Raw genomic sequence first — 19,862 nt, 5'->3', positions numbered from 1 at the left:
ACCAATCCGGCAGCTTTCGCGCCGGGGCGGATTCGTTAGAGGACAGCGGGCGGCGAATAGCCGATACGGGCGCACAGCCGCAACAGCTCGGCGCGAAGCGTGCGCGGCGACGGCGTCACCGCCACCCCAAATGCGCACCCCGATTTCGCCAGCCGAGCCATGCATGTACCTTAGGCTGCCTCCAGCCCTCAGTTCAAGCCGTACCGGTCAAGCGATGTCGGTCAATTGGTGCCAGTCAGGGCCCGCTGCAGGAAGACGTACTTCATCGCCGCCTGTGCGGCCTGCGGCCGCCGATCGCCGCGCCCGCCATGCCCGCCCTCGGTCTCTTCGAGGAACAGCGTCTTGCCATGGCCCGCCGCCTGCAGCCGCGCCGCCATCTTGCGGGCATGGCCGGGATGGACGCGGTCGTCGGCAGTCGAGGTCGTCAGCAGTACCGGCGGATAGGCTGCATCCGTGTCTACATGCTGGTAGGGCGAATAGGAGGCGAGCCAGGCTGCCTCTTCCGGCTTCGCCGGATCGCCATACTCGGCCATCCATGACGCGCCGGGCGGCAGCTCGGTGTAACGCAGCATGTCGAGCAGCGGCACGTCGATGATCACCGCGCCGAACAATTCCGGGCGCTGCGTCAGCGAGACGCCAGTCAGCAAGCCCCCGTTCGAACCGCCTTGGATGCCCAGCGTGGCCGGTGTGGCGATGCCGCGTTTGACCAGATCTTGCGCCACCGCGGCGAAATCGTCGAATGCATTCTGGCGATTGGCCTTGAGCGCGGCCTGATGCCAGTTCGGGCCGAACTCGCCACCACCGCGGATGTTGGCCTGCACATAGGCATTGCCCTTTTCCAGCCACAGCCTGCCGCGCACGCCGGCATAGCCGGGCAGCAGCGGCACTTCGAAGCCGCCATAGCCGTAAAGCAATGTCGGCACCGGCCCGTCCTGGTCGCGCCGCCTGACGACGAAGTACGGGATCATCGTGCCGTCCTTCGAGCGCGCCTCGAACTGTTCGGAGACCAGGGACGACGCATCGAAGCGCGCCGGCTGCGACTTCACCGTTGCCAGCGCCGCGGCATTGTCGTCCGACCAGATGATCGAGCTCGGCGTCAGGAAATCGGTGAAGGAGAAGGAGACGCTGGAACCGAAATGCTCGGCATGGCTGATGCCGACATTGCCGTTTTCGGGCAATGCAACGGGCTTGAACTCCCAGCCGCTGTCGCTGCGCTCGCCGGCGATGACCTTGCCGCGCACATTGTCCATCAAATTGATGAACAGCCGGGCCTGCGTGCGGGCGATGCCGGCGATCGAGACACGGTGCGCCGGCTCGAGCACGATATCGATGGATCCGAACAGACCGGTTTCGATCCAGCGCTCGAAATCGAGTGAATAGAGCCCGTCGGGCTTGCACAGCGTGCCGTCCGGCGCCGTCCACGGGGTACGCACGCCGAAGACAAGCTGGCCCTTGAACAGCGCCGTATCGGTGACGTCGTCCGGCAACGGGATGCGCCGGTTCTCGCCAGAAGGCAGCCGCAGGAAACTGTGCGAGGCGAAGAAGTCGAGCGTCCGGGCCAGGAAGACGTGGCGCCTGTCACCGTCGAATTCGACGGATCCGCCGGCGGCGAGATCCTGCTTCAGCGCCTCGAAGATCGGCATCGCCGCTTCCAGTGGCGTGCCGCGCCGCCAGAGCTTGACCACGCGCGGATAGCCGGACTGGGTCTTGTCGTCCTCCTCGAAGGCGGCGGAAACGATGACCGTGTCCTCGTCCAGCCAGCTGAAGTTCGATTTCGAGGCGGGAGCACGAAAGCCACCCTCGACGAAGGACCTGCTTTCGATATCGAATTCGCGCATCTCGCTGGCATCGCCGCCATCCGGCGACAGGCTGAGCAGGCAGCGGCTGAAATCGGGGTAAAGCCGGCTGGCGCCGCTGAACACCCATTTCACCCCCTCTTCCGCCGCCAGACTGTCGAAGTCAATGATCGTCTGCCAATCCGGCTTGTCGGTCTTGTAGGACGCGACGGTGGTGCGCCGCCAGAGGCCGAGTACGTTCGTGCGGTCCTGCCAGAAATTATAGACATGGCCGTTGATAGCGGCCCCGACGGCGATGTTATCCTCGGCCGTCATCAGGTCGAGCGCGGTCTGGAACGTTGCCTGGTAGGACGGGTCACCCTGCAATTCGGCGACAGTGATTTCATTCTGGCGATGAACCCAGTCGAGCGCTCGCTGATCAGTCCTGTCCTCCAGCCAGAGGAAGGGATCTTCGGCCGCCGGATCCGGTTGGGCCTGGCTGTTCAATTTGGTCATGAGGTCTCCGGTTGAGTCGGGCGTCGGCATCGCCAAGATCGACATGGGGCCGCTTATATTCAAGTCATTTGCGTCAGAACGGCGACTTCAGGCATTCACACCATCCGCCTTCGGATGACCGTTACAATCGCCAGCGCCAGGCAAATTGCGCCAAGCGTGAGCGGCAGGCCGCCTGCGCCAACAACATCCATGGCGCCGCCCGCCAGCGGCGGCACGGCGATGCCGCCGACGCCCCACATCAAAGAGAAGGCGGCGTTGCCGGCGACCAGTGCCGAGCCGGTGAACCGCTCGCCGAGTTCGATGATAGACATCGTGTAAATGCCGTAGGAAACCGCGCCCCAGATGAAGACGCATGGCCATATCAATGGCGTCTCGATGAGAACCGGCAGCAGCACGCATCCAAGCACAGTCACCGATACACAGATGAACCGCACCAGCCGCGCCGTCAGCCGTTCCGCCAACAGGCCGAGCGGCACCTGCATGGCGATGTTGCCGGCGATCATCACCGACAGCAGCGCCGACATGCGCGCTTCGGCGATGCCGTAATGCGTTCCGTAGACCGGCAGCAAGGCGAGTACTGCCTGTTCGAAACCGGCGGCCACGACGACCGCAGCCAACAGCAGCCACGCCTCCGGCACGAATCCCAGTACCGAAACCCGGTGCCCGCTCTCGTCGACCCTCGGCAGCCGTGCCAGCACAGAGGCAAGGCAGGCGCCGCAAAACAGGAATGCGCCGATGCCGACCAGAAACGGCGGCCATCCCACGGTGCCGACCGCAAGCAGGCACAGCGGCCCCGCCGCAAAGCCCGCCGAAATGATCGTCGAATAGATGCCCATGACGCGGCCGCGGCGTGCTGGCGGCGCCAGTGCGATCACCCAGACTTCGCTCAGCACGTAGAGCGGGTTGGTGACCCCACCGATCAAAAAGCGCAGCGGAAACCACAGATAGACATTTTGCGTCCAGCCGATCAGCGCCAGCACCAGCGCGGAAAGTGCCGCGCAAGTAAGCGCGGTGCGCCCGGCCCCGAAACGGCGCGCCAGCGCTGGAACCAACGGCGAGGAGACGATGAAGCCGATCGGCGTCATTGCCGCCGACAGGCCGATCATGGCCGGCGAGACGCCCTGGCGCTGCAGGATGAAGCTCAACAGCGGATAGCTCAGCCCTTGCGCAATGGCGAACACCGAGACGGTGGCGATCACGCCGGTGATCGCCGCCCATTGCACTGTCTCGCCGCTGTTCTGTTCCGCCCGGTCCATGATGCAGGATTAGCGTTTCGGTTCCGTCGCAGTAAGCACCGGCAATGAAAACCGCTTGCGCCAGCCGGAACGCGATCAAGAGGCTGACGATCCCGCCGGCTGCCCCACGGCATGTCGCTTCCCTCGTCCTAGTGGTCGCCGCCTCCGCAATGGCCGCACGGCCGGCAGTCCATTATGCCGCCGCATTGCCGCAGCGTACGAGGACTATCATGACCGCCGCCCTTCAGCCCGCCGAACCGGCACTGGCAAACGACCGCGCCCGTCGCGGCGGCCGCGCGGGGAAGCGTGCCGGCGGATCGGCGGCGTTCGAGCAGCCGCCGTTTCGCCAATTGAAGAACCCGCTGACGCCGACCCGGCTGGTTTCCGACGACGAGCTGGAATCCATCCACCTCGCCTCTCTGCGTGTGCTGCGGGAAATCGGCGTCGACGTGCTGCATGACGAAGCGCGGCGCATCATGAAGGCGCATGGCGCCGATGTCCGCGAAGGCAGCGAGCGGGTGCGCTTCGACAGCGACATGATCCTGGAACTGGTTGCGCACTGCCCGCCGGAATTCACCATCCACGCCCGCAACCCGGCGCACAATGTGCGCTTCGGTGGCGATAATCTGATCATCTCGATGATGGCGTCGGCACCCAATTGCTCCGACGTCGACCGCGGCCGCCGGCCGGGCAACCAGCAGGACTATCGCAACTTTCTCAAGCTTGCGCAGATGCACAACATATTGAATTGCACGGGCGGTTATCCGGTGGAGCCGATCGACATCCATCCGTCCGTGCGCCACCTCGAATGCATCCGTGACCTCGCCACGCTGACCGACAAGATGTTCCACATCTATTCGCTCGGCAAGGAGCGCAACGTCGACGGCATCGAGATCACCAGGATCGCACGTGGCATCAGTCACGATCAGTTGCTTGCAGAGCCGTCGGTATTCACCATCATCAACACCAATTCGCCGCTCAAGCTCGACGTACCGATGATGGAAGGCATCATCCAGATGTCGAGCAAGGGCCAGGTGGTCATCGTGACGCCGTTCACCCTGTCGGGCGCCATGGCGCCGGTGACGATTGCCGGCGCGCTGGTGCAACAGAATGCCGAGGCGCTGTCCGGCATCGCTTTCGCGCAGATGGTGCGCAAGGGCGCGCCTGTCGGCTACGGCGGCTTCACCTCGAATGTCGACATGAAGTCCGGCGCGCCGGCCTTCGGCACGCCGGAATATATGAAGGCGCAGCTGGTCGGCGGGCAGCTCGCCCGCCGCTACAACATCCCCTACCGCACCTCCAACACCTGCGCCGCCAACACGGTCGACGCGCAAGCTGCCTATGAAAGCGTGTTCTCGCTGTGGGGTGCCATCCAGGGCGGCGGCAATCTGATGATGCATGCCGCCGGCTGGCTCGAAGGCGGCCTGCGCTGCTCCTACGAAAAGACCATCCTCGATATAGACCTGTTGCAGATGGTCGCCGAGTTCCTGACGCCGCTCGATCTTTCCGACGAGGCGCTCGGTTTCGACGCCATCCAGTCGGTCGGCCCCGGCGGCCATTTCTTCGGCACCCAGCACACGCAGGACCGCTACAAGACCGCCTTCTATGCGCCTATCATTTCGGACTGGCGCAATTTCGAGAGTTGGGCGGAGGCCGGGTCGCCGACGGCGCTCGAAAAAGCCAATCGCGTCTGGAAGGAGCGGCTGGCCTCCTATGAAGAGCCTTATATGGACCCGGCGATCCGCGAGGAGCTCAATGCTTTCGTCGACAAGCGCCGGGCCGAAGGCGGCGCCCCGACCGATTTCTGATCATCTGATGAGTAGTCGACCCCCACTCCGTCGAGCGTGCCGCGACACCAATACCCCCATCGACGGGGGTGAGGAAAGGCGCGCAACGATTCCAGTTGGCGCCCTTCCTTTCCCCCCGGAGAGGGGAGAGGTGGCGCCGCGAAGCGGCGACGGAGTGGGGGAAGCCGTTCATGAAACGCGCAGCCGCCGCAAAACAGGCACAACCCAGCGAGCGCGTAGCCTGCGGCAAGCAGGCAATCAGGCCGAAGCACTGCTTTGGCCTGAACTAAAGGCGCGCAAGCTTGGCGGCTATCGCTTTACGCGTCAGTTCTCCATCGGCGCCTTTTTTGCAGACTTTGTCTGCCGCGAAAAATGGCTTGTTGTTGAAGCCGACGGACAACAGCACGCCGGCAGTTCATATGACCGCCGCCGCGATGATTTCATGCGCGCCCAAGGCTACTCGATCCTGCGTCTTTGGAGCCATGACGTCCTGAAACATCGTACTTCCGTCTGGGAAACCATTCTTGCCGCGCTTGATGGCAGGCTGGCCGAAAACATCGCTGTATTCGATCTCCGCTTTGTTTTCGCGCCCCGCTCACTCGATTCAACCTCTTCAAAAACGGAACTATCTTCATGAAATCTCATGCAAAAGCGGTTGTTATCGGCGGCGGCGTCGTTGGCTGCTCGGTGCTCTATCATCTGGCCAAGGCCGGCTGGACCGACATCATGCTGATCGAGCGTTCGGAGCTCACCTCCGGCTCGTCCTGGCATGCGGCGGGCGGCTTCCATACGCTGAACGGCGATCCCAACGTCGCCAAGCTGCAGGCCTATACGGTGCAGCTCTACAAGGAGATCGAGGAGATTTCCGGCCAATCCTGCTCGCTGCACCTGACCGGCGGCGTCATGATGGCCGACACGCCCGAGCGCATGGACTTCCTTCGCCTCGCCCACGCCAAGGGCCGCTATCTCGGCATGGACACCGAACTGATCACGCCGTCCGAAGCCAAGGCGATGTTCCCGCTGATGGACGAGACGAATTTCGTCGGCGCTATGTGGGATCCAGTCGAGGGCCACCTCGACCCTTCCGGCACCACCCACGCCTATGCCAAAGCCGCCCGGAAGCTCGGCGCCGAGATCGTGCTGCGCAACCGCGTCGTCGAACTGACGCAGGAGGTCGACGGCACCTGGAACGTCGTCACCGAGCAAGGCACGATCAAAGCCGAGCATGTCGTCAACTGCGGCGGCCTTTGGGCGCGCGAGATCGGTCGCATGGTCGGCGTCGAGCTGCCGGTGCTGGCGATGGAGCACATGTATCTCCTGACCGAGCCGATGCCGGAGGTCGAGGAATTCAACAAGTCGACCGGGCGCGAGATGATCGGCGTGCTCGACTTCAAGGGCGAGATCTATACCCGCCAGGAACGCAACGGCATCCTGCTCGGCACCTATGAAAAGGCCTGCAAGCCGTGGTCGCCGGTCAACACGCCTTGGGATTTCGGCCACGAGTTGCTGCAGCCCGACATCGACCGCATCGCGCCGTCGCTCGAGATCGGCTTCAAGCATTTTCCCGGCATCGAGAAAGCCGGCATCAAGCAGATCATCAACGGCCCCTTCACCTTCGCGCTCGACGGCAACCCGCTGGTTGGCCCCGTGCAGGGCCTGACCAATTTCTGGTGCGCCTGCGCCGTCATGGCCGGCTTCAGCCAGGGCGGCGGCGTCGGCCTGGCGCTGTCGAATTGGATGGTCCATGGCGACCCCGGCTTCGACGTCTGGGGCATGGACGTTGCGCGCTTCGGCGAATGGGCAACGCTGCGCTATACCAACGCAAAGGTGCGCGAAAATTATTCGCGCCGTTTCTCCATCCGCTTTCCCAACGAGGAATTGCCGGCGGCAAGACCGGCGCAGACGACCCCGCTTTACGACACCATGCTCGCCAACAACGCCGTCATGGGCGACAGCTGGGGTCTCGAAACCCCGCTCTGGTTCGCGCCGAAAGGCTCGGAGCCGAAGGACGTCGTGTCCTTCCACCGTTCGAATGATTTCGGCGCGATCGGCGAGGAAGTGCGCGCCACCCGCGAGAGGGTCGGCGTCACCGAGATCGCCAACTTCGCCAAATACGAAGTCTCCGGACCTGGGGCCGAGGATTTCCTCAACCGGCTGATGACCAACCGCATGCCGAAGACCGGCCGCATCGTGCTGACGCCAATGCTGAACGAGTTCGGCAGGCTGATCGGCGACTTCACCATCGCCAAGGCGGGCGAAGAACGCTTCATGATCTGGGGTTCTTCGGCCGCGCAAAAATATCACATGCGCTGGTTCGAGAAGCATCTGCCGAAGGACGGTCCAAGGGCGTCGGAGGTGCGCATCCACCGCTTCGACCAGACGCTGGTTGGCCTCTCCATCGCCGGGCCGAAATCGCGCGACCTGCTGCAGAAACTGGTCGACGTCGACATCTCGACCAAGGCCTTCCGCTTCATGGATTTCCGCGAGATGGCGGTCGGCGCCGCGCCCTGCATGGTCAACCGCATCACCTACACCGGCGATCTCGGCTATGAGATCTGGATGGCTCCGGCCTATCAGCGTCTGGTCTACAAGGCGATCAAGGAGGCCGGCGAAGAGTTCGGACTTGTTGATTTCGGCATGCGCGCCCTGCTCTCGATGCGGCTTGAAAAGAACTTTCCGACCTGGTTCCGCGAGCTACGTCCGATCTACGGACCGTTCGAAGGTTCGATGGACCGCTTTATCAAGCTGGAGAAGAACGATTTCATCGGCCGCGAGGCAGCGGCCAAGGAACAGGCGGCAGGGCCGAAGCTGCGCCGCGTTTCCTTTATCGTCGATGCTGCGGATGCCGACGTCATGGGCGACGAGCCGATCTGGGCCAAGGTCGGCGACAAGGATTTCGGCACGGTAGAAAAGCCGCATGGCTATGGCGCGCCGCGCTTCGACGCGGGCGGCAAGGAAGTGCGCGGCTCGAACGCCGCTGAAGGCGCGTCTGCCGTGCGCGGTATTGTCGACGGCAACTGGCGCGTGGTCGGCTGGGTCACCTCCGGCGGCTATGCGCATTATGTCGAGAAGTCGATGGCGCAAGGCTACGTACCGGCAGTGCTTGCCGAAAACGAGAGCGGCGGGCTGTTCGAGATCGAGATCCTTGGACACCGGCGGTCGGCGCGCATCAACGTCGAGCCGCCCTTCGACCCGAGTGGCGAAAAGATGCGAACGTAGGTGCAGCCAGCCGGTCGCATTGTGCGGAGCACGCTCTTCATGCTAGCCCAGCCGGCAACTGTGCCGGCAGGGGCGATGAGACTTCCTTGAAGTACGACATGAAATGGGCCGAGTGGCTGGCCGAGGGACGGATCGGCCCCTTCCCGGCGGCGATCGTCATGGTCGCGGCTTATTTTGCCTTGCAGACCATCATACTGTCCCTGTTGAGCTCTTGGGCGGGAACCGGCGTCGGCATCGACGATGCGGAGCAGCTGATCTATGTACCGTATCTCTGGGCTGGATATGGCGGCTCGCAACCACCTCTCTACACCTGGATCAATTGGCTGGCCGCGCATGTTTTCGGCACCAGTATCTTCACGCTGAAGCTCGTCAAATACTCAGTGCTGTTCCTCGCCGCCTGCAGCGTGTTCGCCGCCATGCGGCGGTTCGGCTACACCAAGGCGACAGCGGCGGCGGCCATGTTCGGCCTGTTTACGATCCCGCAGGTCGTCTGGGAATCGCAGCGCGCTTTGTCGCATTCCGTCGCCGTCGTCGGCTTCTGCTCGCTGCTCCTGCTCACCATGGCCTATCTTCTCGAGCGGCGTAGCATGATTGCCTATGCGGCGTTTGGCCTGGCCACGGCGGCGGCAATTCTTGCCAAGTATAACGATGTCTTCCTCGTGGTGGCCCTTGTTGCGGCAGCGCTGTCGCTGCGCGAATTGCGCAGCGCCATTCTTGATCCAAAGTTCGCAATCAGCATAGCGGTCGCGATATTGGTGCTGGCACCAACCACCTATTGGAGCCTCATGCATCCCGCCGATTTATTGTCGAGAGGCGAGAAGTTCGGAATAGACCCGCAACAAGGGCGCATCGCGGCGGCCTTTGTCGGCGCCGGCAAGTTTGTCATGGGGACCTTCAATTTCGCGGTCTTGCCGGTGCTCGTTTCCGCGCTGGCCTTCGGGGTGGCGAAGTTCCGTTTCTCCGAGCGGCACCCGAAACGTCCGGCCAGGGAAATTCTGTTGTGGCGTAGCTTGGCGCTCGGCTTGGCCATGCTGGCAATACTTGTGCTGGCCACCGGCGTGACGGTTGTCAAGGACCGCTGGCTGCTGCCGGTCCTGTTCATGTTGCCGCTGGCCATCGTCGCCACTATGGAACGGCTGGCGCAGCGCGGCAGGAATGCGCAGCTCCTGGTGATCGCGGCTGGAGCGATCATCGCCGTGCTGCTCGCGCCCGCCACCTGGTACGTCCAGATAAACGGGACCAGTGGCCTCTCGCGCATGATCCGCGTGGATTACCCCGCCCTCTATCGCCAACTCACCGCGGACGGACCGGTGAAAACCGCAATATCCGACGGTGCATGGGTCGGAAACCTGCGGCTGGTCGACGAAAAACTGGTCGCACTTGACCAGGAAGTGCCTAATTTCGAAACGCTGATGCGGGAGCCGGCCGTACTCGTCTGGCTTGACCACGACGATCCGCGGCCGGTCATTTTGGACCAGCTCAAAGCGGCCGGCTATGAGCCGGACGGCCAACCGCGGCAAATCATGGTTCCGCTGTTGCGTGGCACCGACAAGTCCGCCCGGCCCGGCGCATTCGTCCGACTGAAGAGAATGGAAGGAGCCATGGCGCCCAAGGAAGGCGCTGGCGAAGGAGTCGAGGGTGGACAGGAATCCGACTGACCGGCCCCGTCATCATCGCAAGATCATGCCGTTCGAGCCGGAGGACTCGATCGATGCGCTGCGCAAAAAATCGCGCCTGAAGGCCGCTGAACTCAACCAGCATCTGCTGGGCTATGGTGCGCTGGCGGAAGCCGAGTGGCAGGCGGCGGGTATTGCCGCTCCTGACCTGCCCGCCATGCGCCGATACCGGCTCGAGCGCATCCGCGCCGAGCTGAAGCGCCGCGACTATGCGGGAGCCCTGCTCTACGATCCGGTCAACATCCGCTACGCGACCGATGCGACCAACATGCAGCTCTGGGTTGCGCACAATCCGACCAGGCATTGTTTCGTCGCCACCGATGGGCCGGTGGTACTGTTCGACTATTTTTCCTGTGAGCACCTTTCCGACCATTCCGGCGTCGTCGACGAGGTGCGGCCGGCGGTGTCGTGGGCGTATCTCTACAGCGGCGAGCTGACCGGGCAAAAAGTCCGCCGCTGGGCAGCCGGCATCGCCGAGCTGGTATTGGAACATGGCGGCGGCAATCGCCGTATCGCCATCGACCATATCAATCCCGAGGGCATCGAAGAGCTCGCCCGTCTCGGCATTTCGACCGGCAATGGCGAGGCGGTGATGGAAAATGCCCGGCTGATCAAATCGCCCGACGAGATCCTTGCCATGCGCCGGGCGATCGTCGCTTGCGAGGCGGCGATGGGCGAGATGGAGCAGGCGCTGAGACCTGGTATTTCCGAGAACGAATTGTGGGCCGAACTCCATCGCGGCAACATCGCGCGCGGCGGCGAATGGATCGAAACCCGGCTCCTGTCGTCGGGTCCGCGCACCAATCCGTGGTTCCAGGAGTGTTCGTCGCGGACGATCGAGGCCGGCGATCTCGTCGCCTTCGACACCGACCTGATCGGTCCTTACGGCTTCTGCGCCGACCTGTCGCGCACCTGGCTTTGCGGTGACGCGCCGCCGTCGCAGGAACAGCGTGACCTGTTTCAGATCGCTGCCGACCAGATCGCCCACAACACCGAGCTGATGCGGCCGGGCATATCCTTCCGCGATCTCGTCGAGGGCTCGTCGGTGCCGCCGGGAGACTGCTTCCCGGCGCGCTACGGGGTGCTCTATCACGGCGTCGGCCTGGCCGACGAATACCCGACATTGCCGCATGCCGGCGACTGGACCGACGACACGCCGGACGGCGTGCTTGTGTCAGGCATGGTGCTGTGCGTCGAGAGCTACATCGGCAGGCTTGGCGGCTACGAAGGCGTCAAGATCGAGGAACAGATCCTGATCACCGACACCGGCAACGAGAAGCTTTCGACCTATCCGCTCGACAATCGGCTGCTTGGGGGCTGAGCGAACCTAATGCATGTCGCGCAAAAGTGTGCAGCGGTTTTGCGATAACGACATGCGTAAAACAAGAATTTAAAGCGCGTCGCATGAGGCCGACCGGACGCGACGCGCTTTATGTGAGCGCCTCGATCGCCTCGCGCATCATGGCGACGATCGTTTCCGGCGTCCTGCTGGCCGTGATGAACGGCAATCCTTTGCGCCGCCTTGTCCAGCCGACGACCGTCATCTTCTGCGCTGCAGGCTCGAAACGCTGCGCCAGCGCCCAGCTCTCGCAGTCGATCGCCGCGACGTCGGCCCTGCCCTCGGCAACAGCAACAATCGAAGCGCGGTGCCCCCAGCTTTCGCTCAGCGCGGAAAAGATATCCAAACTCTCGCCCAGTGCTTGCAGGTCGCGTGTCGGCGCGATGATGCCCGACATGGAATCGAGGCTGTTGAAGGTGAAACGTTTGCCGCGAAGCTGATCGAGCGGAATGACGGCGCCGCCGTCGGCCGGCGACCTTGCCGGCGGTGCCTCGCCCGCCCTCATGACGATGGCGCTCGAATAGAGTTCGCCCTGTCCGCCCTCAAAGGCGTCGTAGCGCGGCTGGCCGACGAGGTGGACACGCTGCGACAGGCCGAGTTCCATCGGTCCCCAGCAGGTTTGCGCAAAGAGCAGCGCCGGGTGCAGCCAGAGCCGGTGAAAATCCAGTTCGTCCGGCGGCAATGTCGCCGGATCGGGCGCGATGAGTTTTCCCTGATCGTCGCGAATACCGCCAGGCACCGGGGGCAAATCGCCATTGCGGCGGATAATCGTCTCCGGCGCATCGATGCCTTTTTGTCTGAAAGCATCGCGCAGCCGCGCCCATTCTGCGTCGACCTCGTCCCGCGCTTCCGGCCAGTCGTACATCGGCAAAGCCGCAATGAATTCGCTCATGCCGGGATTTGACCGTTATGCAGGGAAATTGACAAGGTCAGGAAAGCGTTGCGGCAGCGCCTGCAATGCCGCGAGGATCATTCCTTCGGCGGCTCGGCGGGTACCGGTGCGCTGCCAAGCCCATTGAGGCTGCGTGCCCTGACGCGCGGCTTGAACGCGCGTCCTGGTTCCGGCATGCGCCGCAGCACGGGATGGACGATCGGTTCCTTCGCCTTGAAGGCATAGGCCTTGAGCAGCGCGAAATAGTTCGGATAGGCGTAGCCATTGTTCATCCGCAGCCACTCGTCGCGGCGGTCGCGAAACAGCTTCGGCAGCCTGTACCAGGCCACCGTCGGGCTCTTGTGATGGACGAAATGCAGATTGTTGTTGAGGAACAGGAAGGACAGCGGCGAGCGCTCGACGATGATCGTGCGGCCTTCCGGATGTTCAGACCATTGATGCTCGGCGTAGGTGCGGATCGAAATCAGCGACTGCCCAAGCCACACCGGCACCAGTATGTAGAGCCACAACGGCATGCCGAAGCCGAACTGCACGACAGGCAACACTACGGCGAGGCCGATCGCATGCAGCAGCCATGCCTTGCGGATGGAATTGTCGCCCGCGGCAACCTGCCTGGCGTCGTCGATGAAGAAGCCGATGCAGGAGAGCCACGGACCGAGCACCAAACGCCCGAGCATCGTGTTGTTGACCTTCAGCAGGAACTTCATAGCCGACGGCAGCTCTTCGTGCTGCCAGAGCGCCTTGTAATAGCTTTCGGGATCGTCGAGCGGATCGGTCAGGCGCTCGTCTGCATGGTGGCGCAGATGAATGGTCTTGAACCGGCGAAACGGCCAGACAAGGCCAATCGGCAGGAACACAACGGCTTCGTTGAGCCGCGCGTTCCGGGTTGGGTGGCCGTGCAGGGCCTCGTGCATCAGCGAGGATTGCAGCGCCGCAATCAGGGCCAGAAGGGCGAGCGCCAACAGCGGGTAGGATGGCCAGAGCAGAAAGCCGGTAGCGAGCCAGCCGCCGTAGCAGAAAAGTGCGAGAAACACCGTCGGCCATTCGATGGTCGCCGCGCCATGTCGCCTGTTGCCCATGCTCGTCATGCTATCGACCACTGCCTTCCAGTCGCCGGAACCCGTTTGATTCCTGACAGTATTGTGTCAGGAGCGTTGCATTGCTGCAACGCGATAAAGCGCACAAACTGTTGCGATTGCGCATTTTCAGCTGCATATGTTATGCATTGTGAACAACGCACCGGATTCATTTACGCCTGAAGCTCCGCGTTCGCGGCTTCAGCGCAAATTTTTCCTCCTATCGGGTAGGGTGGCGATTTGGACAAGCGCGACCTGTCGACGATCTTTCGCGAGCGCCTGAAAATGCTCTTGACAAGGTCCGATCTGAACCAGTCGGCCTTCGCCGCCGCGGTTGGCATCGACCGTTCGGCGCTGTCGCAGCTGCTCTCCGGCGCCTCGACCCGCCTTCCCCGCGCCGAAACGCTGCTCAACATCGCCGCCGAATTCAAAGTCTCGCTCGACTGGCTGCTCGGCCTCAGCCAGGACGAGGGCGTCACCGGTGAAATCCGCGAGAGCCTTGAGATCGAGGAGGCGCCGGACGGCTTCGACCGCACGCTGCTGGCTCGCTGGCATGCCGAGGCGGCGGGAACGAAAATCCGCTACGTCCCGGCCGGTATTCCCGATCTTTTGCGCACCGAGGCGCTTGTCGACTATGAAGCCGTCATCGCCAACAAGAGCCGCGAGGCACAGGCCGGCGAAACGCAGTACCGCATCGACTACAACCGACGGCCCGAAACCGACATGGAAGTCTGTATGCCGCGCCACACGCTGGAGATTTTCGCGCGCGGGCTGGGCGTGTGGGACCGCTTTCCGGAGGCTGACCGCCACCAGCAACTCCTGCACATGGCGACGCTGCTCGACGACCTTTATCCCACCTTCCGCCTGTTTCTCTATGACGGGCGGATGCGCTATTCGATCCCCTACACCATCTTCGGACCCTATCGCGCCGCCATTTACGTCGGCGACATGTATCTGGTGCTGAACGCGACGCAGCCGATCCGCATCCTGACCAGCCATTTCGACAATCTGATCCGTGCCGCGGACGTCAACGCGCATGAAGCGGCCAGCTTCACACGAAAGCTGGCGGAGATGCGATTTTGACCGGTTGCTCTCCGTGTCGACATTGACGGCACATAAAGAATTCTTTATATCCTTATCTCAGTTATTCTTCCGGGAAGGCGTATTTCACATGACCAATCCGATCGACGCTCTGCTTGCCGAAAAGGGCGTCCTGCTCGCCGATGGCGCCACCGGCACCAATCTGTTCGCGATGGGCCTTGAGGCCGGAGAGGCTCCTGAGCTCTTGAACGAGACCGCGCCCGACACCATCACCAGCCTGCACCAGAACTTTGTCGATGCCGGCGCCGACATCATTCTGACCAACTCTTTTGGCGGGACCCGCCATCGGCTCAAGCTGCACCATGCGCAGGACCGCGTCCACGCACTGAACAAGCGCGCCGCCGAGATCGCAAGCGCCGTCGCCGGCAAGGCCGGCCGCAAGGTGATCGTGGCCGGCTCAGTCGGCCCGACCGGCGAATTGCTGGTGCCGCTCGGCGCCATGACCTATGACGAGGCGGTCGAGGCCTTTGCCGAGCAGATCGAGGGCCTGAAGGCCGGCGGCGCCGAAGTCGCCTGGATCGAAACCATGTCGGCGCCGGACGAGATCCGTGCCGCCGCCGAAGCCGCCATCCGCGTCGGCTTGCCCTATACCTATACCGGCTCCTTCGACACCGCCGGCCGCACCATGATGGGGCTGCTGCCGAAGGACATCCACGGTGTCGTCGACGGCCTGTCGCAGACGCCGCTCGGTGTCGGCGCAAATTGCGGTGTCGGCGCCTCCGATATTCTCGCTTCGCTGCTCGACATGACCGAGGCGAAGCCGGAGGCGACGGTGATCGTCAAGGGCAATTGCGGCATCCCCGAATTTCGCGGTGCCGAGATCTACTATTCGGGCACGCCCGAGCTGATGGCCGATTATGTGCGCTTGGCCGTCGATGCCGGCGCCAAGATCGTCGGCGGCTGCTGCGGTACCTCGTTCCAGCACCTTGCCGCCATGCGCAAGGCGCTCGATGCGCACACCAGGTCGGATCGCCCGACCGTCGAGCAGATCGTCGAACGCATCGGCCCGATGCGCAACAAGCAGGCGACGGTCAACGTCGCCGAGACCAGCGAAGCCCGCCGCGAACGGCGCCGCGGACGCGCCTGACGCTTTCGGCTGCGACGCGGTCCGCGAAGCGGTGCAGCCACGAAAAAAGGCCGGCAAGGTTTCCCTCGCCGGCCTGCCTCACCCGCCCGTAGGCCGGTTCCCCCTGTCAGAACGATCCCATCTGAAAGAAACCGGCCATCATTGCCACTACCGGTTACCGCCGAGCGCCGAGGCAAGGCGCACAAGCGAGAGGAACTCGGACCGGTACCCAAACGGGTCGGCTCCTCTGGCGGCGGTGGCAATCTCCATGATCTTGTCGTAGCCGAACTTCGCGGTCGCATCCTCGTCGCGCAGCTTCTGGCCGAAGGCAGCGACGGCAACGGAGAAACGCTGGTCGGTGCTGGCCTGGTCGAACGACGCCACCTCGTTGGCTGACGTCACCGGCGTGGTGATCAGCTTCGAAGTGTCCTCGTTCGGCAGCTTGTAGCGGATTTTGACGAAGGCATATTCGTCGGCATTGGCGACACCGCCATTGTTCACCGAGGCCTGGCCATAGCGCAGCTGATCGATCTGTTCGCCGCCGCTGCCCTTAGGCGTGATCTCGTAGATCGCGGTGACCGAATGGCCTGAGCCGATCTCGCCGGCGTCGACGCGGTCATTGTTGAAATCCTCGCGGTTCAAGGCGCGGGTCTCGTAGCCGATCAGCCGGTACTCCGAGACCTTGTTCGGGTTGAACTCGACCTGGATCTTCACATCCTTGGCGATGGTGAACAGTGTCGAGGAGGCATCCTCGACCAGCACCTTCTCGGCCTCCGCCAAAGTGTCGATATAGGCGGCGGTGCCGTTGCCGTTCTGGGCGATGGTCTGCATCATCTGGTCGTTCAGATTGCCGCGGCCGAAGCCGAACACCGACAGGAACACGCCTGTCTTGCGCTCCTTTTCGATCAGCCGCTTCAGATCGTCGTCGTCGGTCTGGCCGACATTGAAATCACCATCAGTGGCGAGCATCACCCGGTTGATGCCGTCCTTGACGAAGGATTTCTGCGCCAGCCTGTAGGCTTCCTTGATGCCCGCCTCCCCTGCCGTCGAGCCGCCGGATGTCAGGTTGTCGATGGCAGCGAGGATCTTGTCCCTTTCCGAAGCCTTGGTGGGCTCCAGCACGGTACCGGCATCGCCCGCATAGGTGACGATCGAGACGGTATCGTCGGGTCTCAGCTTGTTGACCAGCAGCCGAAAGGCCGACTGCAGGAGCGGCAGCTTGTCCTGCTCGTTCATCGAGCCCGACACATCGATCAGAAAGACCAGATTGGCCTTGGGCTGCTCGGCCGGCTTCACGTCGAAACCCTTGATGGCGACATGCATCAGCCTGGTGTGCTCGTTCCACGGAGTCGGCATGACGCTGACGGTCGAGTTGAACGGCGTCGAGGCGGAGTCCGGGCCTTTCCAGTCATAGGGGAAGTAGTTGACCATCTCCTCGACGCGCACCGTATCGGCCTGCGGGATAAAACCTTCCTTCAGCGAGCGCCGGACGAAGGAATAGGAAGCGGTGTCGACATCGATAGAGAACGTCGAGACCGGGTCTTCGAGTGCGGCATGCACCGGATTGGTCTTGAAATCCTCGACCCGGTCACGGTTTTCCTCTCGCGGCAGCATCTGGTCGGCCGGCGCAGCGGCAGGCTGCTGTGCCATCAGCTTGGACTCGGCAACCGTGCCAGGCATGCGTCCGACCCGCGCGCCACCATCGACTGCCGGAGCCACGGAGTTTGCACCGCCATCCAGCGCAAACTCGCCGCTCTGCGCCGGTTCGGGTGCATTGCGGGTGAGCACATCCTGCTGCGTCAACCCGCCGACCGCGGTCGATTCCGCTTTCGGCGGCGATGTCGGCGCCACAAGCGCCTCGCCGGCGTCGCGGCTTTCGCTGTCGGCGTCCGCCTTCTTCTGCTTATCTGCTTCGGCAACAACCGGCGGTTTGACGGTCGCCGGCTTGTCAGCCAGCGTTTCGGTGATCTTATCGTCGCCGCCGAATTCGGGCCCGCCGAATTTGGATTCCCCAAGCATATAGATGGTGGCGTATCCGGCGATCGGCAGGGCAACGAGCCCGGCAATGGCCGGCGTGGCGAAGAGTTTCTTTTGCATGATTTCGCTCCAGAGCCTTTGTGCTCGCTCTGTGAGACGAAGCCCGCCTGCCGATCCTTGGGCGGCCGGTAAAGTTTTTTCTTCCATGTCATAGGCGCGCAGCGCGGCCTGGAGGGCACGCGCCTTTGCATCCGCGTCAGGCGCCGGTGCTGCGATATCGCGCAGCCTGTTCAGTTGCTTGTCGTCGACCATGGTCACACTTCCCCGGCTGAACGCATCAGCGTCTTCAACCGTTTCTTCGCCTCATGGATGTGCCAGGAAACCGTCGTCTCCGAGATCGCCATCGCCTCGGCGGCGGCTGCGTGGCTCAGCCCTTCGCCATAGACCAGCAGCACCGCGTCGCGCTGCTTGTCCGGCAGCTTGCGCACCGCTGCCCAGAGCGCCTCGACCGGGTCTTCCGCCTCGGACGAGGTTTCCCCCGAAATCAGCGCATAGGCGCCATAGGCCTCGGTCTTGGCCGTATCGCGGGCGGTCTTGCGCATCATGTCGCGCGCGGCATTCAGCGTCATGGTGTAGAGCCACGTCGTGAAGGCACCGCTGCCGTGATAGTCGCGGATCGCGCGGCCGAGCCGGACGCACACTTCCTGGGCGATATCCTCGGCGTCGGCCTTTTTTCCACACCACCGATAGGCGGCGCGATAGACGAAACCATAGTGCCTTTCGAGCAACTTGCCGAAAGCACCCCGGTCTCCGCCCTTCGCCCGTCCGATCAGTTCGGCGTCGGAGGCTTCGCTTTCGTCCAGCATCATCGCCATCATTTGCCTGTTGGACGAAGGCTAATGGCGGTTCCTTGGGGCGATGGAAAGAATTTTTTGGCGGGCAGTCACGTCGTAATGGTTGGCGCGCCTTGGCCGAGCGTCTCCGCAAACAGCATCGTCAGCCGCTTCCAGTGGCGTTCGGCGCCGGCTGCATCGAAGGCACTATGTGGAGCCGCCACGTTCACAAATGCGTATCGGGGTTGCTTTACGCTGGCTTTGTGCACAATTTCGCCGACTGCCTGCCATGCTATGGCGGCCTGAAGTGAACGGCGCGCTTCAATTTGCCAAGGGACGGAGCTCATATGTGGCTGACGGCATTCCTTGTTTTTTTCGCGGGTGTTTTTGGCGCCAATGGCGTCCCACATTTCGTGAGTGGGATAACCAAGGGTTCCTACCCGTGCGTCTTCGGTAACTCCGCCGTGCCCAATCTGATAGCCGGCTGGGCGAGCTTCGTGGTGGCAACCCTCTTCGCGTACGGGGCCAACTTCGCACAGTATCCCATCGTCTCGTTGGTCTCTGGTGCCATCGGGGTGCTGCTGATGGGTCTCTTTCACGCGGCGGGGCTGGCTTTCGGCCAAAAATCCTGAGATCGGAACGGTCGACGTCTTTGCGTGCAGCGGGGTCTTGTCTGGCTAGCGCGCGAATGCTGCCATGTGAAAGGCCTGAACCTCGGCCGGATAGCGATAATCGATGCCGTAAGGACAGGCGTTGCGATCAAGGCAGCCGCCGGTCCGGCAAGGTCCGCCGTTTTGCCCACGCACATGCGCCAGACAGGTTTCATGCACAAAACCATCCGCAGAATAAGCCGCGACCGGACAGGATTTCAGGCAAGGTTTTTCCAAACATGTGTCGCAAAGGTGAATCACGTCGCGACGTTCGTGGAGCGCAATCTCGTTCTCGAACAACAGCGCGCCGCGATAGGCATGCCAGAGCCCGTATTGCGGATGCATGAGGATGCCGAGCGGCGACGGCTTCAGCCCCTCCGCCTGCATCGCCCATTGCTGGAACGGCAGATAAGGCCTGTCGGACGGTGACACCGCGCGTGCCCCGAATTTTTCGGCCACAGCGCCGATCACTCCGCGCGACCATCTGTCGAGCGAATCGTCGATCGGCTGTGACTGTTTCTCCAACCAGCGCAGGAAGTGCGGCCAAGGTGCGGCGCCTGCCTGCCCCACCAGCAGGACGGATCTGGCGGCGGCGCCGGAGAGACCGGAAGGTGTCCCCTCACCGCCCGCAAAATTGAAGCCGCCGCGCAGGATGAGGCCGTGGGCGGAAAGCGCGGCCGCGATGGTTTCGACCATGCCGCGCTCGAGAATCATCCCTTC

15 protein-coding genes are annotated in these 19,862 nt (G+C 63.1%); 8 read left to right on the top strand and 7 right to left on the bottom strand.

All coding sequences use genetic code 11. From position 1 onward, the window contains the following. Positions 1-221: 221 nt before the first annotated feature. A complete protein-coding gene (locus tag NKH91_RS10990) occupies positions 222-2,291 on the bottom strand; it encodes a prolyl oligopeptidase family serine peptidase (protein WP_352844356.1) in 2,070 nt (689 codons plus the stop codon). Positions 2,292-2,386: 95 nt separating this feature from the next. Further along, positions 2,387-3,547, bottom strand: a complete 1,161-nt coding sequence (locus tag NKH91_RS10985; protein ID WP_352844358.1) for an MFS transporter — start codon at positions 3,545-3,547, stop codon at positions 2,387-2,389. Between the two features lie 209 nt (positions 3,548-3,756). Here NKH91_RS10985 and NKH91_RS10980 point away from each other — a divergent pair, with 209 nt between their 5' ends. From NKH91_RS10980 to NKH91_RS10960, 5 genes are all read left to right on the top strand, one after another. Further along, entirely contained in the window at positions 3,757-5,334 is a 1,578-nt protein-coding gene (locus NKH91_RS10980) for a trimethylamine methyltransferase family protein (RefSeq protein ID WP_352844359.1), read from the top strand. Between the two features lie 130 nt (positions 5,335-5,464). Further along, positions 5,465-5,950 (top strand): endonuclease domain-containing protein, encoded by a 486-nt coding sequence (locus tag NKH91_RS10975; protein ID WP_352844361.1) that lies wholly within the window; start codon positions 5,465-5,467, stop codon positions 5,948-5,950. Then, on the top strand, positions 5,947-8,532 hold the full coding sequence (locus NKH91_RS10970) for a GcvT family protein (RefSeq protein ID WP_352844363.1): 2,586 nt from the start codon (positions 5,947-5,949) through the stop codon (positions 8,530-8,532). Before NKH91_RS10975 ends, NKH91_RS10970 begins: the two co-directional genes overlap by 4 nt. A gap of 86 nt (positions 8,533-8,618) precedes the next feature. Continuing rightward, positions 8,619-10,190 carry a glycosyltransferase family 39 protein gene (locus NKH91_RS10965; RefSeq protein ID WP_352844365.1) on the top strand — a complete coding sequence of 524 codons (1,572 nt, stop codon included), beginning with the start codon at positions 8,619-8,621 and terminating at the stop codon, positions 10,188-10,190. A 25-nt stretch (positions 10,191-10,215) separates the two neighbouring features. Beyond that, positions 10,216-11,529, top strand: a complete 1,314-nt coding sequence (locus NKH91_RS10960) for a M24 family metallopeptidase (protein WP_352844836.1) — start codon at positions 10,216-10,218, stop codon at positions 11,527-11,529. 109 nt (positions 11,530-11,638) lie between these two features. Here NKH91_RS10960 and NKH91_RS10955 read toward each other — a convergent pair whose 3' ends face one another. Together NKH91_RS10955 and NKH91_RS10950 are read right to left on the bottom strand one after the other, a co-directional pair. Then, on the bottom strand, positions 11,639-12,439 hold the full coding sequence (locus NKH91_RS10955) for a phosphate/phosphite/phosphonate ABC transporter substrate-binding protein (RefSeq protein ID WP_352844367.1): 801 nt from the start codon (positions 12,437-12,439) through the stop codon (positions 11,639-11,641). A gap of 77 nt (positions 12,440-12,516) precedes the next feature. Beyond that, a complete protein-coding gene (locus NKH91_RS10950) occupies positions 12,517-13,527 on the bottom strand; it encodes a fatty acid desaturase (protein WP_352484528.1) in 1,011 nt (336 codons plus the stop codon). Between the two features lie 228 nt (positions 13,528-13,755). Here NKH91_RS10950 and NKH91_RS10945 point away from each other — a divergent pair, with 228 nt between their 5' ends. Further along, the gene (locus tag NKH91_RS10945) at positions 13,756-14,598 is read left to right on the top strand and encodes a helix-turn-helix domain-containing protein (protein ID WP_023719945.1); all 843 of its coding nucleotides are present in this window, start codon (positions 13,756-13,758) and stop codon (positions 14,596-14,598) included. A gap of 88 nt (positions 14,599-14,686) precedes the next feature. Further along, positions 14,687-15,703: a betaine--homocysteine S-methyltransferase gene (bmt, locus tag NKH91_RS10940; RefSeq protein ID WP_023719944.1), complete on the top strand. Its 1,017-nt coding sequence runs from the start codon at positions 14,687-14,689 to the stop codon at positions 15,701-15,703. Between the two features lie 147 nt (positions 15,704-15,850). Here the strand turns inward: bmt and NKH91_RS10935 are convergent, their stop codons facing one another. Both NKH91_RS10935 and NKH91_RS10930 read right to left on the bottom strand, forming a co-directional pair. Continuing rightward, entirely contained in the window at positions 15,851-17,971 is a 2,121-nt protein-coding gene (locus NKH91_RS10935) for a vWA domain-containing protein (RefSeq protein WP_352844369.1), read from the bottom strand. A 2-nt stretch (positions 17,972-17,973) separates the two neighbouring features. Further along, on the bottom strand, positions 17,974-18,534 hold the full coding sequence (locus tag NKH91_RS10930) for an RNA polymerase sigma factor (protein WP_023719942.1): 561 nt from the start codon (positions 18,532-18,534) through the stop codon (positions 17,974-17,976). A 305-nt stretch (positions 18,535-18,839) separates the two neighbouring features. On the opposite strand from NKH91_RS10930, the gene NKH91_RS10925 reads away from it, so the two are divergent. Continuing rightward, positions 18,840-19,124, top strand: a complete 285-nt coding sequence (locus NKH91_RS10925) for a hypothetical protein (RefSeq protein ID WP_352844371.1) — start codon at positions 18,840-18,842, stop codon at positions 19,122-19,124. A 45-nt stretch (positions 19,125-19,169) separates the two neighbouring features. Here NKH91_RS10925 and NKH91_RS10920 read toward each other — a convergent pair whose 3' ends face one another. Further along, entirely contained in the window at positions 19,170-19,856 is a 687-nt protein-coding gene (locus tag NKH91_RS10920) for a hypothetical protein (RefSeq protein WP_031194270.1), read from the bottom strand. Positions 19,857-19,862 lie beyond the last annotated feature (6 nt).

Source organism: Mesorhizobium sp. M0894, assembly GCF_040319725.1.
Taxonomy (GTDB): Bacteria; Pseudomonadota; Alphaproteobacteria; order Rhizobiales; family Rhizobiaceae; genus Mesorhizobium.
This window is presented reverse-complemented; position numbering and strand designations above follow the sequence as displayed.

Bases quoted from the DNA above. Each gene is read 5' to 3' on its own strand.
- NKH91_RS10990 (WP_352844356.1), bottom strand. From the start codon at position 2,291: ATGACCAAATTGAACAGCCAGGCCCAACCGGATCCGGCGGCCGAAGAT.
- NKH91_RS10985 (WP_352844358.1), bottom strand. From the start codon at position 3,547: ATGGACCGGGCGGAACAGAACAGCGGCGAGACAGTGCAATGGGCGGCG.
- NKH91_RS10980 (WP_352844359.1), top strand. From the start codon at position 3,757: ATGACCGCCGCCCTTCAGCCCGCCGAACCGGCACTGGCAAACGACCGC.
- NKH91_RS10970 (WP_352844363.1), top strand. From the start codon at position 5,947: ATGAAATCTCATGCAAAAGCGGTTGTTATCGGCGGCGGCGTCGTTGGC.
- NKH91_RS10960 (WP_352844836.1), top strand. From the start codon at position 10,216: ATGCCGTTCGAGCCGGAGGACTCGATCGATGCGCTGCGCAAAAAATCG.
- NKH91_RS10955 (WP_352844367.1), bottom strand. From the start codon at position 12,439: ATGAGCGAATTCATTGCGGCTTTGCCGATGTACGACTGGCCGGAAGCG.
- NKH91_RS10950 (WP_352484528.1), bottom strand. From the start codon at position 13,527: ATGACGAGCATGGGCAACAGGCGACATGGCGCGGCGACCATCGAATGG.
- bmt (WP_023719944.1), top strand. From the start codon at position 14,687: ATGACCAATCCGATCGACGCTCTGCTTGCCGAAAAGGGCGTCCTGCTC.
- NKH91_RS10935 (WP_352844369.1), bottom strand. From the start codon at position 17,971: ATGGTCGACGACAAGCAACTGAACAGGCTGCGCGATATCGCAGCACCG.
- NKH91_RS10930 (WP_023719942.1), bottom strand. From the start codon at position 18,534: ATGGCGATGATGCTGGACGAAAGCGAAGCCTCCGACGCCGAACTGATC.
- NKH91_RS10925 (WP_352844371.1), top strand. From the start codon at position 18,840: ATGTGGCTGACGGCATTCCTTGTTTTTTTCGCGGGTGTTTTTGGCGCC.
- NKH91_RS10920 (WP_031194270.1), bottom strand. From the start codon at position 19,856: ATGATTCTCGAGCGCGGCATGGTCGAAACCATCGCGGCCGCGCTTTCC.